This window comes from Pleurocapsa minor HA4230-MV1 (genome assembly GCA_019359095.1).
Taxonomy (GTDB): Bacteria; Cyanobacteriota; Cyanobacteriia; order Cyanobacteriales; family Xenococcaceae; genus Waterburya; species Waterburya minor.
The window spans coordinates 551,861-574,022 of record JAHHHZ010000036.1 but is presented as its reverse complement, the minus strand read 5'-3'; the positions used below and the strand labels follow the sequence as shown (position 1 = coordinate 574,022).

14 protein-coding genes are annotated in these 22,162 nt (G+C 39.3%); 4 read left to right on the top strand and 10 right to left on the bottom strand.

The genetic code is table 11. The annotated features are described in order from the left end of the window. Positions 1 to 98 precede the first annotated feature (98 nt). Positions 99 to 320, top strand: coding sequence for a hypothetical protein (locus tag KME09_26425; GenBank protein ID MBW4537478.1), 222 nt, complete (start codon positions 99 to 101; stop codon positions 318 to 320). 161 nt (positions 321 to 481) lie between these two features. Here the strand turns inward: KME09_26425 and KME09_26420 are convergent, their stop codons facing one another. Continuing rightward, positions 482 to 1,918, bottom strand: coding sequence for a protein kinase (locus KME09_26420; GenBank protein MBW4537477.1), 1,437 nt, complete (start codon positions 1,916 to 1,918; stop codon positions 482 to 484). Between the two features lie 7 nt (positions 1,919 to 1,925). Further along, positions 1,926 to 3,206, bottom strand: coding sequence for a helix-turn-helix domain-containing protein (locus tag KME09_26415; GenBank protein MBW4537476.1), 1,281 nt, complete (start codon positions 3,204 to 3,206; stop codon positions 1,926 to 1,928). Between the two features lie 582 nt (positions 3,207 to 3,788). Between KME09_26415 and KME09_26410 the strand changes: the two genes are divergently transcribed. The 3 genes from KME09_26410 to KME09_26400 are packed head-to-tail and all read left to right on the top strand — an operon-like array spanning position 3,789 to position 6,686. Then, positions 3,789 to 4,808, top strand: coding sequence for an iron ABC transporter permease (locus KME09_26410; GenBank protein MBW4537475.1), 1,020 nt, complete (start codon positions 3,789 to 3,791; stop codon positions 4,806 to 4,808). Between the two features lie 10 nt (positions 4,809 to 4,818). Then, on the top strand, positions 4,819 to 5,865 hold the full coding sequence (locus tag KME09_26405) for an iron ABC transporter permease (protein MBW4537474.1): 1,047 nt from the start codon (positions 4,819 to 4,821) through the stop codon (positions 5,863 to 5,865). Then, on the top strand, positions 5,862 to 6,686 hold the full coding sequence (locus tag KME09_26400) for an ABC transporter ATP-binding protein (GenBank protein ID MBW4537473.1): 825 nt from the start codon (positions 5,862 to 5,864) through the stop codon (positions 6,684 to 6,686). The genes KME09_26405 and KME09_26400 overlap by 4 nt, the downstream gene beginning before the upstream one ends. A 200-nt stretch (positions 6,687 to 6,886) precedes the next feature. On the opposite strand, the gene KME09_26395 is transcribed toward KME09_26400, so the two are convergent. From KME09_26395 to KME09_26360, 8 genes are all read right to left on the bottom strand, one after another. After that, positions 6,887 to 9,484 (bottom strand): TonB-dependent receptor, encoded by a 2,598-nt coding sequence (locus KME09_26395; protein ID MBW4537472.1) that lies wholly within the window; start codon positions 9,482 to 9,484, stop codon positions 6,887 to 6,889. A 179-nt stretch (positions 9,485 to 9,663) separates the two neighbouring features. Beyond that, positions 9,664 to 10,635 carry an AraC family transcriptional regulator gene (locus tag KME09_26390; GenBank protein MBW4537471.1) on the bottom strand — a complete coding sequence of 324 codons (972 nt, stop codon included), beginning with the start codon at positions 10,633 to 10,635 and terminating at the stop codon, positions 9,664 to 9,666. Between the two features lie 6 nt (positions 10,636 to 10,641). After that, positions 10,642 to 12,720 carry an acylase gene (locus KME09_26385; protein ID MBW4537470.1) on the bottom strand — a complete coding sequence of 693 codons (2,079 nt, stop codon included), beginning with the start codon at positions 12,718 to 12,720 and terminating at the stop codon, positions 10,642 to 10,644. A 158-nt stretch (positions 12,721 to 12,878) separates the two neighbouring features. After that, positions 12,879 to 14,213, bottom strand: a complete 1,335-nt coding sequence (locus KME09_26380) for an MFS transporter (GenBank protein ID MBW4537469.1) — start codon at positions 14,211 to 14,213, stop codon at positions 12,879 to 12,881. Positions 14,214 to 14,216: 3 nt separating this feature from the next. After that, positions 14,217 to 15,194 (bottom strand): iron-siderophore ABC transporter substrate-binding protein, encoded by a 978-nt coding sequence (locus KME09_26375; GenBank protein MBW4537468.1) that lies wholly within the window; start codon positions 15,192 to 15,194, stop codon positions 14,217 to 14,219. After that, positions 15,191 to 15,994 (bottom strand): cupin-like domain-containing protein, encoded by an 804-nt coding sequence (locus KME09_26370; protein MBW4537467.1) that lies wholly within the window; start codon positions 15,992 to 15,994, stop codon positions 15,191 to 15,193. The genes KME09_26375 and KME09_26370 overlap by 4 nt, the downstream gene beginning before the upstream one ends. A gap of 162 nt (positions 15,995 to 16,156) precedes the next feature. Next, positions 16,157 to 17,566, bottom strand: a complete 1,410-nt coding sequence (locus KME09_26365) for an aspartate aminotransferase family protein (protein ID MBW4537466.1) — start codon at positions 17,564 to 17,566, stop codon at positions 16,157 to 16,159. Between the two features lie 53 nt (positions 17,567 to 17,619). Next, positions 17,620 to 22,161: an amino acid adenylation domain-containing protein gene (locus tag KME09_26360; protein MBW4537465.1), complete on the bottom strand. Its 4,542-nt coding sequence runs from the start codon at positions 22,159 to 22,161 to the stop codon at positions 17,620 to 17,622. Position 22,162: the final 1 nt, after the last annotated feature.

The window sequence follows — 22,162 nt, the reverse complement described above, 5'->3', positions numbered from 1 at the left end:
AGCTCTAAGGGTAGGGGTTTGATCAATTATTTTGCCTACCTACTTATAATTAGATTAAGGGTTTGGTACTACCAAACCTTTATTTATAAGCGAGGTAAATGAGTATGACTGTAACAGGAACAATTGAAAAAAAAGGTTTTGGTTTTGGTACTTGGGCATTAGTCACCGATGATGGTACAACCTACGAATTAAAAGATGCCCCCGCAGAATTACAGCAAGAAGGTATTCAGGTAGAAGTTAAGGGTAAAATCCGCGAAGATGTGATGACTATCGCCATGATTGGTAAAGTGTTAGAAATCGAATCCTACAAGCTACTTTGAATTTTTTTGGTTTTTATTGGTCAACGAAGTAAAAATCAATAGAGACAGACTTATATCAGGTTCGGATGAACAGTTAAATGTTTTAATTTAGGGACCTGGGGACTTGGGGACTTGGGGACTTGGGGAATCACTCTATTTAAAGTCATTATCCATACTTGATATTACAGTTGGACAAAATTAGTACAGCTTTTCTTTCCTGTTAGGGGTTTAGCACAGGCACGTACTTGAATATTTTTTCCTGGTGCCATATCTGCATAATGTTCATTCCATTGGTCGACATGAACAATTGCCGAACCATATTTTTTGCCTTGGGCATCTTCTATATAGTGAATAGAGCGATAAGGAGCTTCTGATTTTGCCCAGACAGAATTACAGGTTGGAGAATAACGGATTTCTAGCCGATAAGGCATGAGTTTCTGATTCAAAATATAATTGCCAGTATTAGAAGTAATAGTCTGAGCATCGCGATCGCATTTATTATCGATCGGGTCGCGGTTAACACAGGTAAGATTATTACACAGGGGTATATTGGCAACTTTGCTGGTAGTTGCTTCTGGTTTCAAGTTATCTCCCAAATTATATAAACCTAAAACCGAGAAGGGTAAAAACACTGCGCCAAATAACATCGGCAATGACTTGAACTTTGAGGGTGGTTTTGTTAGTGGTTGATGAGGAAACTGCTCAACTTTAATTAAATTATTAGTAATCGCTTCAACATTTACAGGACGCTGACTGGGTAGATAGTTCATCATTCCATCTAATAAGTCGGCAAAAGAAACTGATACTTGAGGTGCTAGATCGCGCCAAATAATTTCTCTGGTATCTAAATTTTTAGCAAATTCTTGGGGATGTTTCCCTGTTAATAAATGAACTAAAGTACGACCTAAACCAAAGAAATCAGACTGAGGCAAGGCTGCGCCGTCAATCTGTTCGGGTGCAATATAGCCTGGTGTACCAATACTGGTAATTCCTTGATTGACTCCTACTTTACCCAGATAAGTATGAGTAACTTTTCTAGCTGCACCAAAATCAATTAAAGCTAGCTTTCCATTAGGCTGCAAAATAATATTGCTGGGTTTGATGTCACGGTGAAAGTATTGCTGCTGATGGAGTTGAGATAGTATATCTAATAATTGTTTGAGCCAATCTTGAGCTTGTTCTAGGCTAAGTTGATTGTTACCTTGTTTTAACCACTGTTCTAAATCTAAGCCGCTTATTTTGGTGATTACTAAGCAATGTACGGGGTTTTGCTGCCAGTGAGGCTGAAAGCTAAAATAACCATCCTCTGATAGTTTAGGAATACCAGCATGATTCATCTGGGACAGAATTTGCGCTTCTTGTTGAAATAGCTCCACCGCTTTAGGATAGTCTGTGAGCAGAATTTTTAAAACCTTGGTCTGGGAGTTATGATTGTCGGGTTCTAGTTGGTTCGGCTTAATGTCAATAACTTCGATGGTTAGAGCCAATTGGCTTTTCCCTAACAACTTGATTCCCCGATAACGCTGATTCAAAAGCAGGTTTGCACCACAACTATTACATCGATCTTGCCATTGGAGGTTATCGGGTTGAGAACAATCAGGATTAAAACAATAGCTCATATAGAAATCAACTTTGAGACTTGATATATTTTCGCACTACAGGTTGAATACTGTAAAAGCTAACTCGATTATTTTGGTCGATTTCTAAAAGCGATCGCCTTTTGAGACTATTAAGACAATTCATTATTTCCGAGCATCTTAGTTGAGTAGCGTATTGTAAGGTTAATTCCTGAAGAGAGAGGGGTTTGTCTGTCTCGGCAAGAGTCTTAAGTATGTTTTTTTCCCGATCTCCAAGGCGTTGATACTGCTGATGCAAAATAAACTGTAAATCACCTAAAAATAAAGTATTTTGACGCAAAAATTGGGATACATCACCATTGAATAGTTCGTTAATCAGAGTGGCAACTATTTTTAAAGCTAAAGGATGTCCCTGATAAACTGTGATAAGTTCATTCCAGGCGGAAGATTGCGGAATTTGTTTATCTGCCAAAATTCGATAACCAACTTTGGTTGAACCTTGAAGTTGATAAGAATGAATCAAAGCCGAAGTACTTTCCCAAATGGCTATATCCCTCGGTTTTTCATCACTAACTAATAACAGACAACTTTGATGTTGTTTTTGAGCTACCTGTCTCAATAATTCTCCATAGGCTTGACAACCGTTTTGATAGGGCTGTAGTGAGCTACCTGTCGCTAAGATGGTTTCTATGCCATCTAAAATTAATAAACAACGATGTTTTTGTAAATATTGCAGTAACTTAGTAATTTGGTGAGTAATCGTGATTGGCGGCTTTTTGTTGCTAAATAGCCTCAAAGCATCTTGAATGATGATTTCTATTAGAGAAACCTCACTTAAAGTACGCCAGAATACATAGTCAAATTCAGATTTTAATTGTCTGGCAATTTCCATAGCTACGGTAGTCTTGCCAATTCCCCCTAAACCAAAGAGCGTGACTAAACGACAATCTTGCTCTTCGATCCATTGCTTGATGGTATTTATTTCAGTACTTCGCTCATAACAAACAATAGCAGTTGGGGCAGATCCCCAATCCTGTAATGGCGTGATAACTTGAGAGAAATTTGATTGCATATTATCTAAACCAAATTCTTCAATCACCTCTTCTGGTTCGCTAAAGACTTTTTGGAGTTGTTCAAGTTCGATATTTAACGCCTGAGCAATTTTGATTAATTTGTCTTTTCCTGGTTTAGCGATCGCTCCACTCGAAAGTTTGCTGAGATAAGTTTTATCAATTCCTGTTTTTTTGGCTATTTGATAGGCAGTTGTCTTACGTTTGCTCAATAATTGTTTAAAAGTATTAGTGCTATGCTCGTGGTCTTGGTTAGTCACTTAAATAGGAAAAATATAATGAAGTATGACCATAATAGGCAAATAATACCTACTCTGGATCACTCATTTTTACCCGATCTCTTGAGGAAAAACGATTAATTCTTTAAATCTCTCCCCAGATCATTATTATTATTTAAGCAACTAGTAGCGGATTCAACTAGTTGAATTTGACTATTAAATTAGGCAACTTGGCAGATGGGAAATTTGCAGCTACAACTAAAAAACAGTTGTTTGATGTCAGTAATAAAATATAAAAATTGCTCATAGTGAATATCTAGAAGCAGTATTAACTATTTTTATTGGAATGGTATTAGACAATATTCATACGCTCGGCGATCGCTTCTGTCAGTGCGATCGCCCTTTTATCTGCAAATATAGCAATACTAGACAATGTTAGGTGCTTTTTGTGGTGATACTTGTGATCTTTAATTTAGTCGGTTTTAACCAGAAAATTTAAAATTTAGTTGCACTATATTATCAATAAGGTGTGGTAGAGTTTTCTTTAAGTAAAAAGAAATTTTATCTATTTATCGTAGTGATCCTTTTAGTGCGATCGCCAAATTTTCAAAACCTGCTCAATAAATGACGATCGCTAAAAAATATTACCCAGGAAAAAATTATTTACTCCTAGGAGGTTTGCTATTAGGAATTTTGATTCTCTGGCTTAGTTTCTTCGCTAGTCTTAGTTGGGGTGCTGCCGATATTGCTTTTAAGGATATTTCTCAAGCATTTACTAACTTTGATAATTCTACTAATCAGCTAATTATTCGTACAATCCGTTTACCGCGAGCGCTAATTTCTATATTAGTCGGAGCAGCGTTGGCTGTAGCAGGAGCGATTATGCAGGGACTAACACGGAATCCTCTGGCATCTCCTGACATTTTAGGAGTTAATGCAGGAGCAGCTTTGGCTGTAGTAGCGGGGACGTTAATCTTTGGTAGTAATTCTTTAATTATCTATGCTTGGTATGCTTTTGCAGGAGCTGCCATCAGTGCGATCGCCGTATATTTCCTCGGTTCTCTTGGTCGGGGAGGGTTGACACCTTTTAACCTAACCATAGCTGGTGCAGCATTGACAGTGTTTATCTCTTCGATTACCAGTGGTATTTTAATTCTGAGCCAACGTACCTTAGAAGAAATTAGGTTTTGGCTAGCTGGTTCGGTAGCGGGGAGAGATATGAATTTACTGCTGCAAGTGTTGCCTTATATCTGTATTGGTTTAATATTAGCGATCGCTCTTAGCAAACAAATTACTATCCTTAGTTTAGGAGAGGATACCGCTAGAAGTTTAGGACAGTCTACGGGATTGATTAAAATACTCGCTGCCATCAGTATTATTTTACTAGCTGGAGCAAGTGTGGCGATCGCAGGGCCAATTGGCTTTGTGGGTTTGATTGTTCCCCATCTAGTTCGTTTCCTCGTAGGGGTTGATTATCGCTGGATTTTGCCTTATTCAGCCATTTTGGGGGCAATCATTCTGTTAATTGCCGATCTTTGCGGTCGGTTAGTGCTTCAACCCAGAGAGTTGCCTGTAGGGTTGGTGATGCCTTTAATTGGAGCGCCTTGCTTTATTTATTTAATTAGATGGAAGATTAAAGGGTAGAGGTGACTAAATGACCAAACAATGGCTAATTATTCGCTCTCCAATCTTACCAATCTCATTTCATTTGGATCGGCGAGTTCCAGTAATTTTAATAATTCTGACTCTGGTAACTATAGTTGCTATGGTGATTAGCGTCAGCTATGGCGAATATCCCATTTCAACTCTAGATGTAGTCAAGACTTTATTGGGTTTGCCAACATCTAATCGGGATTATGCTTTTGTGATTAATACCCTACGTCTACCGCGAACTATTGTGGCTTTTTTAGTTGGGGTGGGACTAGCGATCGCTGGAACGATTACTCAAAGTATCACTCGCAATCCTCTAGCTGCACCAGAAATTATCGGCATAAATGCAGGCGCGACTTTAGCTGCGGTTTCTTTATTAGTTTTACTGCCTAATGCTCCCGTGTCTTTGCTGCCTTTTGCTGCTTTTGGCGGTGCGTTGACGGTTGCACTGTTAATTTATCTGTTGGCTTGGCAGGGAGGAAGTTCGCCAATTCGGTTAATTTTAATTGGCATTGGTTTCGATCTGATTGTCGTTGCTTTGACCGATATTATGATTACTTTTGGGGAGATTGATACTGTTTCTCAGGCTTTAGTTTGGTTAGCAGGTAGCGTTTACGGACGTACTTGGTCGCAAGTAATGGCTTTAATTCCCTGGATTATAATCTTTGGCTTAATGGCATTGCTGCTAACTAGAGAATTAAATACTTTAAACCTGGGAGATGAAGTTGCTCGTGGTTTGGGTAGTCAGGTTGAATGGCAGCGAGGTTTATTACTCTTAACCAGCGTTGCTTTAGCAGGTGCTTCAATAGCTACAGCAGGTGCAGTTGGTTTTGTCGGCTTGATGTCACCTCACCTGGGAAGACAGTTAGTGGGAGCTTCCCATGAAGGACTATTACCCGTATCGGCAATGATCGGCGGAATGCTGGTGGTCATTGCCGATTTATTAGGAAGAGTCTTGTTTGCACCTCTAGAACTTCCCTGTGGGATTATCACCGCAGCCATTGGTGCGCCATATTTTGTCTATCTGTTAATTCAAACCCGTCAAAGATGAACCAAAATTTAGATCCAGTCAACCCCTTAGAAACCCAACAACTTACTCTGGCATATGACGGTGCGCCAATTATTCGGAATTTGAGTTTAGTAATTCCCCCCCAGCAAATCACTGTATTGGTAGGTGCTAACGGTTGTGGTAAGTCTACTCTATTACGAGGACTAGCAAAGCTATTAAAACCCAAGTCAGGCATTGTTTATCTAGACGGCAAAAATATTTCTCAACTCAAGGCGACAACTGTAGCTAAAAAACTAGGAATGCTAACTCAAAGTCCTGTCGCGCCAGAAGGATTAACGGTAAGAGATTTAGTCGCTATGGGACGTTATCCCCATCAAAGCTGGTTACAGCAGTGGTCAACGGAAGATGAAAAGAAGGTAGCAGAAGCCTTGAAAATCACCACGATCGACGAATTAGCAGATCGCTCATTAGATAGTCTTTCTGGCGGACAAAGACAACGAGCCTGGATTGCCATGGTATTAGCTCAGGATACGGATATTTTATTGTTAGATGAACCGACTACTTTTTTGGATTTAGCGCATCAGGTGGAATTATTGGATCTACTCGATGAACTACAGGAAAGTCAAGGCAAAACCATTGTGATGATTCTGCATGACCTTAATCTCTCTTGTCGCTATGCCGATTATTTGGTAGCTATACAGCAGGGTAAGGTATACGCTACGGGAACTCCAGAACAAGTAATGACTGAAGAAATGGTGCGGGAGGTTTTTAATTTAGAGTGTCGTATCATCCCCGATCCTTTGGCAGATACTCCTATGTGTATCCCCCTAGGACGACGGGTTAAAGTGAAAGGGTTAAAGTGATATTCAATCCTGTTGGCATAGAACATTGAAAAGTTGAGCAAAGGTAATAGGTAATGGGTAATAGGTAATGGATAATAGAGTTTCAGCGGAATTAAACTGTTTACCACAAAGTTATTTTTGAGAATCGGGTTTAGTCTGAAATAATTGCGATCGCCGAAGGCATGGCTGTGCCAATCGCCATTGTCTGAGGTTGAAAAAATTTAAAACTGCCAGGAAACTGAACCAATTACGGTAAAGGGATCCCCTGGTCTAAGTGCTTCTCTAAAAGTTTCACTCGACCTAATATAATCCACATCAAAAAGATTTTGAAAGTTGAGGTTGGCTTGCCAATTATCTTGACGATAGAAAATTGCAGCATCGGTACGGACATAACTGGGTAACGTAAAAGTATTATCTAAGTCTCCTTGGCGATCGCCAACAAAAAAGACTCCCGCGCCTAATCCTAATCCTTGTAAGCTTCCCTGCTGAATTTGATAACTTGTCCACAAACTCGCGCTATTTTCAGGAACGTTTTCTAATTTATTGCCGACAGCAAAGTCATTATCTTCGGTAATCTCGGCATCGGTATAAGCATATGCAGCAATAACCTTCCAGCCAGGTAAAACTTCCCCCGCCAGATCTAATTCAATTCCTCGACTGCGAACTTCTCCCGCAGCAATACTAAAATCTGGGTTATCGGGATCGGTAGTAGCAAAATTAGTGCGATCGATTTGATAGAAAGCCAAGGTACTAGTAAGTTTTTGATTCAGAAATTCTCCTTTAACTCCCAGTTCGTATTGAGTACCAGTCGAAGGTTCAAGAACATCACCAGCAACGGTAGTGGAATTAAAGGGATCGGGATTAAATGAGCTGCTATAGCTGGCATATAAAGAAATAGGTTCAATTGGTTGATAAACTAAACCAACGCGGGGACTAAATTTTTCTTGAGATTGTTCGGCAGTAAGATCTTCGGTAAAATCAATTGACTTTTGCTCATAAATATCCAAACGTCCTCCAACTAAAAACTGGAACTGTTCGGAAATAGAGATTTGGTCTTGCAAATATATACCAAGTAAATCTGCTCTGATATTTTCGTCGCGAGCAAATGAAGTTAGTTCTTCAGGTTCGATATCGGGAACAGGATCGGCTTCTTGGGTAAAGACATCAATTAGAAATACGGGATCGTCTGGTAATCTTCCCTGTCTCCCCACACCAGTAGCCCGATCTAAATCTACTCCAGCTAAAAGCTGATGCTCGACTTTTCCCGTCGTAAACTCACCAACAACATTGGTTTGTAAGCTGTAGTTTTCATTGATATCATTATTTCGGCGAAATCCTCTTTCTAATAGCCCTGAATCATCAATTAATAATGAATCTAGACGAAAATCAGATGTCTCTGACGAAACCAAGCTAAAACTATTGCGGAGTTTCCATTTATCGCTAAAACGATGTTCTAACTGATAGCTAGCACTCAACTGTTCTAATTTATACTCATCATCAGACTGTTGAAAAATGCGATCGAAGGGAATATCCGCAACACCATCACCAATAGCCACAATACCGCGATCGAATGGTCGAGCTTCATTGGTATAGTTGAAATCTATCAGTACATCGGTGTTCTTGCCAATTTGCCAGCTAATAGTGGGGGCGAGAGATAAACGGGTTGTATCTTGGTCAAAATCGCGGAAACCATCACTGACTTCAAAGTTAGCATTTAAACGATAAAGTAATTTCTGCTCAGAATCGATCGCATCGGAAAAATCTAAACTAGACTGAAATAAACCAAAGCTACCTAATTCTAGATTCATTTCGGCAAATGGTTCTTCTAAAGGCTTTTTCGTCACCAGATTAACGATCCCACCAGGTTCGAGATTGCCGTATAAGATTGAGGCAGGCCCTTTTAAGACTTCGATGCGTTCTAATCTTGATAAACTGGGAAATCCCTGTCCAAAAGCACCCTGACGAAATCCATTAACTAAAGTGGTATCTTGAGCAAAACCGCGAATTACAAATCTTTCTGTCGTACCGCCAAAACTATCCCCTGAGCTAACTCCACTGACATTACGTAGTGCATCTTCTAGTCGATTAGCTTGTTGATCTTTAATAACTTGTTGCGGTACAGCTTGAATTGACTGGGGTATATCTTTTAAAGGTGTATCGGTGCGAGTGCCTGTAGTAGAGTCGGGAACTGTATAATCGTCTGCCTCTTCTTGTCCTTCACCAGTGGCAATAACTTCTATCTCTTCATCTGGCGCTTGTTCTGCGGTACTTCCTGGCGGATTGATAGTCAGTACTAAATTTTGCGATGATGGTACTACTTCCGCGCTTGGTGCTTGAGTTTCCCCTGTAATGGTTAAGCGAATACTGCTTTCATCTATTTCAGTAACGATGATTTCGCTAATTCCTGGTGCGGGGTTGTTTTCTCTAAATTCATTCCCCGATGGTAAAGCCAAAGTTGCATCTAAAAGCTCGATGATTAAGTTATTCCCTTCAGGTAAAATTAAGGGAACTAATTTTTGCTCTCCTGCTGCGGTTTCTAGAATTACTTCTAATCCTCGCTCCGTTTGATTAACCTGTACTCCTTCAACCCTGGTAATCCCTTGAGCAATTAAATTATGTAAATTATGACGATCGCCCTTTTTTGTCTCCCAGTCTTTTTCCTCTGAGGTAATCAAGCCTTTTTTTTGCCAATCTTTATAATTAATATCCTCTTTACTTTTTGCTCCTGCTAAGTCACACAATCCACACGTCATCGCTATAGCAATTAAAATACAGCCTAAACTATTGTTCCACAACTGAAATCGATAATAAAATTTCACTTTTTTTCTGTGACTAATAATAATTATTCTCAAGTATTTTAGAATACATCATTTGTTAGTAGTTTTTACGGAGACTTTGCGCCTCAGAGGGAATATTTTGCGCCCTAGAGGGTAGTAGGTAGTCCTAAAGGATAAGCTTCGCAAATAGGTAGTGGGTAAAAAAACGAAATCGTTTTGCTTCAGGATCGTCCCATAAACACTTTAGGATTTATGCCAAATTTCTTTCTAAATGCTGTAGCAAAACGACTTTGGCTGGAGTAGCCGACTTTTTTGGCTACCTGAGATACATTTAATTCTCGCTGTTGTAAAAGCTGTTTAGCGTATTCCATCCGTTGTTGATAAATATAGCCAAACACAGTTGTGCCGAATAGCTGGCGAAAACCCCGTTTAAGGGCGCATTCATTTAAGCCAATTTCTTGAGCTAAGTTGCTTAAAGAGGGAGGATGATCGAAGCGATCGCCTAAAATTTGTCTAGCTCGCTCAAGACGCTCGCGATCTGCTGATTTAAGAAAATATTGGTTTTGTTGCTCGCGATTCTCTGTAATCTGTGATAGCTGTAGTGCCATCAGTTCCCAGACTTTACCTTCTAAATACATCCGTGCGATCGCGCCTTGATAGGGACAATTTAAGATTTGTTGTAATACTGTCTGCATCTTCGGAGTTATCGAGCCAGAAACTACAAAGTAGGGTTGTTCTTCTGTTCTCAATAATTTGTCCCAATTGACATTAAGATCGCGATCGTCTTCTCCCCAGAAATCCATGACTAATTCGGGTTCGATGTGCATATTTATGCTGGTAATTGGTTGCTGGTGAAATTGCTCCCAGTCTTGGGCTACCGCTAAGCCACTACCGCAAAATATAGTTTGTCCTGCATCCAGGAAACTATCTCGATCGCAGTTTTGTCCGCTCATTTGAAAACACATTTCCAGGGGATGAAAGCGATCGCCTTGTTGCACGATCGCGCGATCGTGCAGTTGATACTGTTCGATGTTTATTTCTAACCCAGGGCGTAATTGAATCAAACGAGAATAACCTTGTCCTAGTTGTGATGGATAGGCATAGGTAAGATCAAAACGATCAATTTGGGATGAATTAGCTTTGATTTCTGTAAACAAATCGCAGTAATCTGCCTGTGAAATAGTGATAGTCATGAACTTTTAGGGTTTAAAATTTTCCTGTTTGACTGAATGAGCTTCTACTTCTTGGCGTGTAAGCCAGACGGGGCGCAATTGTTTTTGAGTAAATAATTTTAACTGCTCGCTAGAACTACTATGTGACTGGGTGCTATTGCCATAGGTAGTTAGTGCCATTGCCTTGACTGGTTGGGAAAACTCAACGGCAGCCACAAAAGTATCCCCTTCAAATGCCTGAAAACGTTTACTATCTTCCATCGGCATAAAATTAACTGTCCGAAAAATTCCTAAATATCCTGGCCCTCCATTGGCGGGTAAATCGACATTGCCGTAGCGCAGACGAAACACTTCACCCCAGGGGACATCGATCGCGCCATAATCTTGTTCGATCTTGTTTGCTACAGCTAAGAGTGTGGCTACTGCTTGCTGGGGATTAGCTAAACCATCGGGGGTACTGAGAGGAGAATTTGCTTGCCAGGGCTTACTAAATAGAGTATCAAAGTCAGTTGCTTCTAACCAAGCAGCGAATAAGACTGCCCCTTGACTATTAGCATTCGTTTGTCGATCCCATTTTGACAGCACATCAGCTATTTTTAAAGCTAAGGGACTAGCTTCTTGACGTAATGCAGGGAGTAAATCGTCGAGGAGTCGATCCGCCATTTCCATACGGGTTGAGTGTTTATCCGCAATCATTTCCTCTAGAGAGATTTTAGGATCTTCTGCTAGCATACGGGCAGAATTTTGGGGTCGAAAATTCATCTCTTGAGGAGCGATATAAGCAGGATAATCTTCAGGAGCGATCGCCTGGGGAAAAGTAGTTGTCCAGGGTGGATCGTTGGCGTTTTGTAGCCAACCACTGACAGGATCGAGAATACGGGGTAAATCTTGGTAAGGATGGATTTTAGTCCATAAGGTATCTGAGGTATCACCAGGAATAATACCTGACCAATAGGCAAAATCTCCTCGATCGCGAATGGGGACTTGACCGTTAAATAGGTGCATAATATGTCCCTGGCGATCGGCATACATTACGGTAAACATTGGTAGTTGTACGGGTTTAAGTGCTGCTTCAAACTCCTGCAAGTTATTTGCTTTTGCCATCTGCCACCATTGTTCTAATACTCCAGGGCGATCTAAACCAACAACTCTTAAAGCTAAGGCTTTTCCATCTTTTTGTTTGATTACCGCACCATGAATTGAATTTTGAACGAGCAGCTTTTCAGCTTTAATTGTGCCATCTGCTTGTCTTACTTTAATATCTGTAGTTTTCTGCTCAAAGTCTCGCACTTCCCCATCAAAGAGATATCCCTTACCCGAGAGGGTTAAGTCATACAAGTCCCAACCATCGAAAGTATTAACGGTGTGAGTCCAACCGAGATTATCATTAAAAGCGATCGCCAAAACGGGAACACCCACTAAAGTTGCGCCATAAGCATTGATACCTGGGGCGGTAATTTGTGCTTCGTACCAGAGGAATAAATCTGACCAAGGCAAATGAGGGTTAGCCAGTAACATCGCATTACCGCTCTTTGAATGAGACGGCGCGATCGCCCAGCCATTAGAACCTTTGGAGTACTTTTGTTCTTTACCGAGATTGTTAACTGTTTCTGGGTCTACCACAAAGGTAAAATTAAGTACTCGTTGAACGTGGGCGAGAACATCTTCTCCCGTCACTGGTAAAACTACTGCCACTTCATCGTCAATTAATTCAGGATGTGACTGAGCATAGCTATTAATACCAGCAGCAAAGGCATCTAAATAAGTACGAAAAGTGGAATTTTGTTGTTTATACCAAGTTTTTGCCCGTTGGGGAATACCCATGGTGACCACCCATCGATCGGACTCTAAATAATCCTCTCCCCAATATTCGGCCGCCCGTCCTCTAGCTTGACCATAAAGACGTAAGATTAAATCACCGTGGCTGTGCATTTGCGCCCAACCAAAAGCTTGAAACGCGCCTTGATTATCTACTCCATAGACATGAGGCACACCATAGTTATCCCAAAGAATTTCGGTATTAGTCTTACTCAGTAAATTGGTTTGTCCAACCAACAAAACTATCACTAGGCTGATTAAAAATAATGCTGACTTTCTTTTAAACATTGAACATTTAATTACTAATTACTAATTACTGATTACTGATTACCCATTACCCATTACCTATTACCCATTACCTATTACCTATTACCTATTACCCATTACCCATTACCCATTACCTATTACCCATTACCCATTACCCATTACCCATTACCCATTACCCATTACCCATTACCCATTACTTCCACCTCAGCATCTGGTAGTATCGTTTCGATATTTCGCAGTTGAGCAAAGGCATATCCACTTAAACCGAGGATTACGCCACCAACGGCGAATAAAGTATATTGAACTGCCATTCCCGAACCTAAGCCAGTACCAAATAAACCACCTAACAATGGGGTTAAACTACCTCCAGGCATCATCGCTGGTTCAAAAACGCGATCGGCTAAAATTCCCGTCATCCCCAAAGCAATTAGTGCGGGCATTTGCGTCATCAAAAAACGGGCTGCAAACACTCTTCCTTGGATTTCTGGGGGTATTTTTGCCAGCCAAATTGACTGTTCAGAACTACCAATAATCGGCCAAAATAAAGCAGCGAAGAAGGTAGTAATCAGCCACAGGGGAGGTGTATTACTCAAGCCAAAAGCGATCGCACTGGTAAAAGTTAAGATTGTCCCGAGTAATAAGCCGTGAATGCGACGTTGAAAACCACCCCAAATGCTTAATAAAATACCACCGATCGCACCACCAATGGCAGTAGCAGCATGAACGCTGGCAAAGATAGCTGTATTATTGTCACTACGAGCCAAAATCATTGGTGATTCAATTCCCGAAATAACGCGATCGATGAAATAGAAAATGATGATAAAAATAACCATCATTACGAGACTTTTTTGCTTGATAATGTAGCGAAAACCAAAGGTTAAATTCTGCCATGAATTATTATTTTCAGATGTATTAGTGTTAGTAATTGGTTGCGGTATCTTAACTAAAGATAATAAATAAATAGCGATGATAAAAGTCAATAAATCGATTGCCATAATTCCTTGTAATCCGATTAAATAATATAGTGTTCCCGCTAAAGCTGGGGCAATAATATTAGCGCCAAAACCACTGACATAATCATTTAAAACTGTTGCTCTTGTATAATGCTGTTTGGGTACGAGTAAAGATATGGAGGATGAATAAGCTAAATCTTGAAAGTAACCAAATAATCCGTTGACAGCAGCCGTAATATATAAATGCCAAATTTCTAAATGATTAGTTAAAGAAAGTATGAGTAGAAAAATAGTTGAAAGGCAAGAGGCAGTATCACCAAAAAACATTAAAAACTTACGATTATAACGATCTACAATTACCCCTGCAAAAATAGCAGCAATAATACTGGGGATTTTAGCAAATAGCAAAATCAAAGATAATGGTGTGGCTTTACCTGTAATTTCCCAAGCCCAAATTGTAATGGCAAAATCAGTTATTTCTGAACCTAAAATAGAAATTAATTGACCGATCCAAATAGTTATAAAAGGACGAAGATTAGAAGGTATATTGAAAAATTTCAAGATTTACTTATCCAGTATATATTTATATAAATCATCAATTACGGCATTAGCAGCTAAAGGGCCATAACCGATCCAATAGTCTGGGACTTGATAGACTTTTCCTTGTTTGACAGCGTTTAATTTCAACCACAAAGGATCGGATTTTAATTGTTCTAAACTATGCTGGATTCGGTCTTCTTTACTATGATAATCATCGCCATAAGCCCAGTAAAAAATAATATCTGCATCTGCTTCACTAATTAATTCTTGACTAATTAGTTGTTGCCCTCCTCCTTTATTTTGTAAAGGTGGGCGAGATAAACCCGCATCTTTTAAGATTGCACCCGAAAAGGAGTCTGGTTGATAGAAAGTAATTCCTTGAGGATAAATACGAACCACGGACACTGTTATTGGCTTACCTTTTTTATTTATTGCTGCTTTAAATTGTTCGAGTCGGCTGTAATAATTAGCAATAATTTCTGCTGCTAATTTTGGTTTGCCTAAAGCTTCAGCATAAAGTTTTAAATTGGGTTGCCAATTATTACTAGGTTGAGATTCACTTGTAATAGTGGGCGCAATTTGAGATAGTTGGGAATAGGCGGTGGGTGTACCTAAATCTAAAATCAAATCTGGTTTGAGTAATAAAGTTTTTTCTAAGTTAGGTTCGCTAAAAGAGCCTACAATTTCAACATCATCTAATTGCTTTTTTAAAAAATCTGGTTGTCGATCGCGATCGCCATTTAAAGTTGTGCCGACTGGTTTTTCCCCTAATGCTAAAATGCTTTCTAGGGCTGTACCGTGTAAAGTTACTAACCTTTGAGGATTGAGCGGGACTTTGACTTCAGCGATCGCATCTTTGACTAGGCGATATTCTGCTGTTGATAATGATGCTAGTTTTGAGCTAGTTGGTTCTGGTGAATTATGACTACAGCCAATAGATATTAAAATAGTCATTAACATCATTGTTAGTAATTTTAAAACACCCTGAGTAGATAACTTCATTTAGCTAAATTTAAACAGTTGATAAACATGGGATTATCTTCATTCCAGTATTGACTTATTTTATTAGTAAATGCCCACATGTTGAGATTAATTGCTGTAGTAATTGCTCTAGCCTGATGCCACCAAAAAATAGGAATAAATAAAATTTCTCCTGGTTGTAAAATAGCTTCGATACAACTTGTGCGCTCAAATAAAGGATACTTGGCTAAATCTGGATTTTGTGGATCGATGGGACTAGACCATAATTCGTCATCAATTTTGACGGGATAAAGAAATTGATGTTGTTCGGGAGAAAAGAGTAAAAAGGCTTTTTCGCCATAAATTTGAGCATTTAAGTTTTGATAATTGTCATTATGAATTGTCGATTTTTGCTTGGCTGCACCAATCCAAAGATGTAGATCATTTCTACTACTATCAGTAAAATAGTTGGGAAAATCAAAATCTCTAATAATTGGTTCTACTATGGGTTTCATTTCAGGATCATTAAGCCAAATGTTACCAAAATATGGTGGCCTTTGATCACAAGAATTCCAATTGGAAATCAAATCAAGATATTCAGAAAAACGTAAAAATTTATCTTGTTTATCCTCACCAAAAAACACATCAATTTCATTATCGCTGGCTCTCAAGGGGATAGTAAGATCGCCAAACATCTGTTTAAAACTTTCGGGAGTCCAATGACAATAAGCTTGCCATTGGTTCGCAATTCCAGTAATAATGACTGGTTGATTTTGGCTTATATATTGATTAAACTCTTTGATTGTTGGTTGATGTATACGTTCAATTGGTTTAATTTTCATCGTTCAATATTCAATGTTTAATGTTTAATCTTGGAAGAAGCCAGAGAATAAATTCTCTGTCTAAGACACTAAGTCCGTTTAAACGGACTTAATATTTCAGTCAAGAAATAAATTGCTTGATTAATTGTTATCAGAATGAAATAGTCCTGAATGTTTAATGTTTTAAAGTAAATTTACTTGTCTTAATTGTTTTAAACTCTCTTCAATTACTTGAATTACATAGTTCAGTTCCACATCTGTATGAGCAGTAGATAAACAACCACTACCTGCCCGAATTAATACGCCTTTATGGAGTAAATGATAGGATAATAAATCGATGCCAATATTAACTGCATCGCTACTAGATGACGGTATAGAATCTCTATCTAAAACTGCATCAAAACAAGAACCAAAGTTAGCCATCTTAATTGGCAATTCAAAATTAGCAAAACAATGATTTAATTTCTGAACAAATTGAGTAGTGCGATCGCCTAACTGTATTTGTAAAGTATTTCCCTGGGCTTTAAGATACTCTAACATCGCTTTGGCAGCAGCTAAAGATAGAGGATGTTTGCAATAAGTACCCGCAAAAAAAGTAGTTTTGACTGAGGGGAAAGAGCGATCGCCATAATTCCACATTCCCCCATCAATTTTGTCCATATACTCGGCTTTACCTGCAATTACGCCAATCGGTAAGCCACCACCGACAATTTTGCCATAGGTAGCAATATCTGCCTGTACATCAAACCAAGCTTGCGCCCCCCCTTGATGAACGCGAAAACCTGTAATCATTTCGTCAAAAATCAGCACAATGCCTAATTCTGCGGTTAATTTACGCAATTGTTGTAGAAATTCTTTCGGTTGCAAATCAGGGCGACAACTTTGTACGGGTTCGACTAAAACCGCTGCCAATTCTGCCTGATGATTCTGGATTACTGCTAAGGAATCATAATTCCCATAATCCAAAACCAGAGTATCTCCCACAACACTATCGGGAATACCATCAGCTTTAGCCAGTGTTTGTAAATTCCCGTCGATTTGTTTAAGATCGACTAATGTAGCATCAGAATGTCCGTGATAAGAACCAGAAAAGATCGCTATCTTATTACGCCCCGTAGCAGCCCTAGCAATGCGAATCGCTGTCATCACCGCTTCTGTACCAGTATTACTTAGGGTAACTCTCTCCATCCCAGTCAATTCCTTAATCAATTGGGCAACTTCCCCCGCTAGTTGAGTTTGCAGCCCAATTTCAATCCCTCGATCTAATTGTTCGATCATGGCTTGTTTAATGAACGGCGGATTATGTCCTAAAAGATTAATCCCAAACCCCATAATTAAATCTATATATTCATTACCATCCACATCCCAAACTTTTGCACCCAAAGACTTTTGCGCCACAATTGGATAACACATCTCTTTAAGGGGTAAACTAAATCCTGCTGTCACCCTCGGATCGGCTAAAGTTGGGCGAAAATCCTGGGCTAATTGCTTGGAAGTTTTAGTGCGATCGCAATATGCAGTCACAAATTGCTCTAAATAAATCTCTTCGGGCGATCGAGTTTGAGTTGTCAAAATATTGTCGTTAGTTAGCATCAGAGTAATGGGTAATGGGTAATGGGTAATGGGTAGGGGCGAATCGCCCTTACTCAAATTGCAGGTTGTCGAATGGGTTTTAAAAAGCCGTTTTTACTGAGATAATACAAATAAGTACGCAGTAACTTCTCATCCATTGCTGGACAAGAAATTCCAGTCTTGGCTAAAGCTTGCAGTGTATTCTGACAATCGAATTGTAAAGGTGGTGCATTCCCAGAATCCTTGTCAGAAGATAATAGAGAAATCAAAGGATATAAAGGATGTTCTAGCTGATTTTCGGCAATTGCTGTCAATTTAGCTTGCCATCGATCCTGATTAAGTTCTTGTAATTCATAACCAAAAGCACGAATTAAATTAGTGAGGATGTTAAAATCTAAGCGATCGCGATTGACTAAATGAAAAGCTTTACCTAAAGATTCTGGTTGCCGAGAAATACTAACAATCGCCTGACTGACATAATCTACAGGCATTAAACTATCTAAAAAGTCCCCTTGAGGAATAGCACCCAATTCGATACAACCAATTAATAATCTGTATAAGAAATCATGAGGATTAAACACTCCCGTTGTGCTATCTCCCGATATCCCCCCAGGGCGATAAATAATAACAGGTAAACCGCGATCGCGAGCAAGATTAACTAATTTATCGGCAACCCATTTACTTTGAACGTAACCGCCTTCTGGGGCAGCAAAATTATCAATTTTAGCTATTTCTGAAATTACCTGACTGCCAGAATTATTAACTCCAGAAAAGACACTAATTGTCGAAATAAAATGAACGGGTTTAATTTTTTCTGTACTAGCTAAGCGCAAGATTTCCTTAGTACCTAAAACATTAGCTGCTTTGAGAGTTGAATAGGGCATAGCATGATGTACCCAAGCACCATTGTGATAAATAAGATCGATCGCTGTTGCTAAAGATTGAAATTTTGCATCTGAAAGTCCTAAAAATGGCTGAGATAAGTCGCCTAAAACGGGAATAATTCTGGCAATAAAATCATCTTGCCAGAGAAGATAATTAACTAAAGATTGCTCGATCTTTTGTTTACCTTCTGCCAAATTATCGGCACGTACTAAACAATAAATATCCGCTTCAGTTTGTCGTAAAAGTTCGGCTAGCAAAAATGCGCCCAGAAAACCAGTTGCCCCCGTTAGGAAAATATTATTAATTACCTTGGGGTATTGAAATTGGGAATTTTGTAGAGAAATAGTGCAATCTAGAAATGCTTCTTGTTTTAAATCTAAAGTTTGTGTCTCAGTTTCTTCTTGTGTCTGGAAACTTTCTAGTTTTCCCACAAAATTAATCAGAATAGGTGCATCAAACAAAAACTGAAAAGGTAAATCGATTTTAAATACATTACGGATACGGGCAAATAAACGCACTATTAATAGAGAATGTCCCCCTAGATCGAAGAAATTATCATAAATTCCCACCTGTACACCTAAAACCTCTTGCCAAATGTCAGCCATTTTTTGCTCATTAGCAGTACGAGGCGCAATGTAATTTGCTGTAGTTGTAGCTACTAAATCTGGTGTTGGTAAATTATCGCGATCGCATTTACCATTAATCGTCATAGGTAAGCGATCTAAAAAGATAAATGCTGAGGGGATAGCATATTCAGGTAGTTGTTGTTGTAGGAAATTCTTAAAAGTAGCTACTTGTTCAGTAGTATTTTCTTTTAATACTAAATAAGCAATTAATTTACTTTCATTATTAGCATCCCGTTTTAAAGCTACTGCTACTTGTGTAACTGTAGGATGTTGACTAAGTATTGCTTCGATTTCTGCCAATTCAACGCGAAAACCCCTGATTTTAACCTGATTATCGATGCGTCCTAAGAATTCAATGTTACCGTTCGAGAGATAGCGGGCTTTGTCGCCTGTTTTGTATAATTTTCCATTCTGTAGGGGCGAACCGCCCTTCGGGTTCGGCACTTTGCTTATGTCGGGAAACCCGCCCACCGCAAGTGCCTCACCGTTCGCCTTGACCACGTGAAACGCCCCGACGTTGATAAATTTTTCTTTAGTTAATTCGGGGCGATTTAAGTAACCTCTAGCGACACCAATACCACCGATATATAATTCTCCAGGTACGCCGATCGCAACTGGCTGTAGGTTTTTATTTAAAATATAAGTCTGTAGATTGGGCAATGGTTTACCAATCGGGATGGTAGCTAAGTTATCGATCTGATGGGAAATTTTATAACTTGTAGCTACAACTGTAGCTTCTGTAGGGCCATAAGTATTAATTAGTTGACAAGATGTTCCTACTAATCGATTCCAGCTTGCTACTTTGTCGGGATTGACTACTTCGCCACCAATAATGACTAAGCGAATTGATTCGGGTAATTGTAATTGAGGATTTTGTTCTAATTCCGCCGTGAGTAAATGCCAAAAAGCTGTCGGTAAATCTAAAATAGTCATGCCATAGTCACGAGACTTTTCTAGTAACAATGAGGGAGAGTAGCCCATCTCTTCACTGCGTAAAACTAATGTCCCTCCTGCAATTAAACAGGGATAAATCTCTTCAACTGAAGCATCAAAACTAATCGAGGCGAATTGTAAAATGCGATCGCTTTGGGTAATTTCATATTCTTGTACTGCTGCTTGGGCAAAATTGACGAGAGAGGAATGAGCGATCGCAACTCCTTTGGGTTTTCCTGTTGAACCAGAGGTATAAATTACATAGGCGAGATTATCGGAAGTAGGGGCGCAAGGTGAGACAGTTGCGGTGGGCGGTTTCACCGACATAAGCAAACTGTCGAACCCGAAGGGCTTGCGCCCTGATTGTAAGGATGTAGAAATAGATGGAAGATTACTATCGAGGCAAATTATTTGAATGTTGTTTTGAGTAACAGTTAGACAAGATTTTATTTTGGCTTGTAAATGATTCTGAGTCAGTATCAGAGAAATTTGGGCATCTTCAAGGATATAATCTAAGCGTTGTTGAGGATAAGCTGAATCTAGGGGCAGATATGCACCACCAGCTTTCAAAATAGCTAAAATAGCAATAATTGTTTCTAGAGAACGTTCTAGACAAATACCAACAATAACTTCTGGTTTTACACCGATATTTTGCAAATAACCCGCTAACTCTTCGGCGCGTCGATCTAATTCTTGATAAGTTAATTGTTCTTCTTCAAAAATTACTGCTACAGCATCGGGGGTTTTAGCTACCTGTTGTTCAAATAATTGATGAATACAGAGATTATCTTGATAATTAACTTGGGTGTTATTCCAATCAATTAATATTTGCTGTTTTTCGGCAGTTGTTAAAATAGATAAGTCTACTAAATTAGCTTCAGGATCGGTAATAAACTGTTCCAGTAAATGTGCTAAATGTCTCAGTATTCCCTGAACAGTAGCAGCATCAAAGTTGCGATCGTATAAAATTTCTAAAGATAACTCATCCCTCAAGCCTGCGGAAATAGTTAGGGGATAGCTTGTCGATTCTACCGATTGAGTCTCTTCAATCTCCATTTCGATCCCAAATTCGGCGATCGCCGTATCGACAGGATAGTTTTCAAAAACTAAAATACTGGCAAACAGTGGTGAATCTTTTGCTACATCACTCCATTGTTGTACTTGGATCAAGGGAGTATATTCATATTGCTGCGCTTCAATTTGTTGGCTTTGCAGTGTTTGTAACCAAGGAATTAAAGATTCATTAGCAGCTACTTGAACTCGAACTGGTAAAGTATTGATAAATAAACCCACCATCGATTCAGATCCTACCAAATTCGGCGGACGACCAGCAGAAGTCGCACCAAACACAACATCTTCTTCGCCACTATATCGACTCAGCAGCAATGCCCAAGCACCCTGTAAAATAGTATTTACAGTCAATCTATGTTCTTTGGCTAAAGATTTTAAAGCAGTCGTAGTTTCTAAAGAGAGTTTTAGTGATTCTTCTCCCCATTTCCCCAGTTCCCTATCTCCCCGACGCGAAGCGAGTCCTTTAGGGCATTCCCCCATTACAAGAGGAGTAGGTGTAGTAAACCCTTTAAGTGTTCTTTGCCAATATGCCTTAGCTTGAGATAAATCCTGTTGTCGTAACCAAGCTACATAGTCTCCATAGGGGCGAGTAGGTTTTAAAGAGCAAATTTCATCTCTAACAATTGCTTGATAACTATCTAATATTTGTTTTAATACCAATGCTGTAGACCAACCATCTAAAATTAAATGGTGACAACTCCAGATAAACTGATCCGTATTGTTGTCTAAATGAATCAAACTCAAGCGCATTAGAGGTGGTTGGTTGAGATTAAAACCTGCTTGGCGATCCTTTTCTAACCAAGTTGCTAATTCTTCCTCGTCTGCTAGCGTATATTCTGACCAAGGTAGTTCTACTTGTTTGTATACTACTTGGAATGGTTCTTTATGTTGTTGCCAATGGAAAGAAGTTCGTAAAACAGAATGCTGGTTAATTACTTGTTGCCAAGCTTGTTTAAAAGCAGATAAATTAATTTGGTGATTAAATTGATAGCCACTTTGAACTACATAAATTCCCGTTTGGGGTGCATTCAGGGTATGAAACAGTATGCCCTCCTGCATGGGTGTCATCGGGTAGATATTTTCAATATTTTTTTGGTTCATA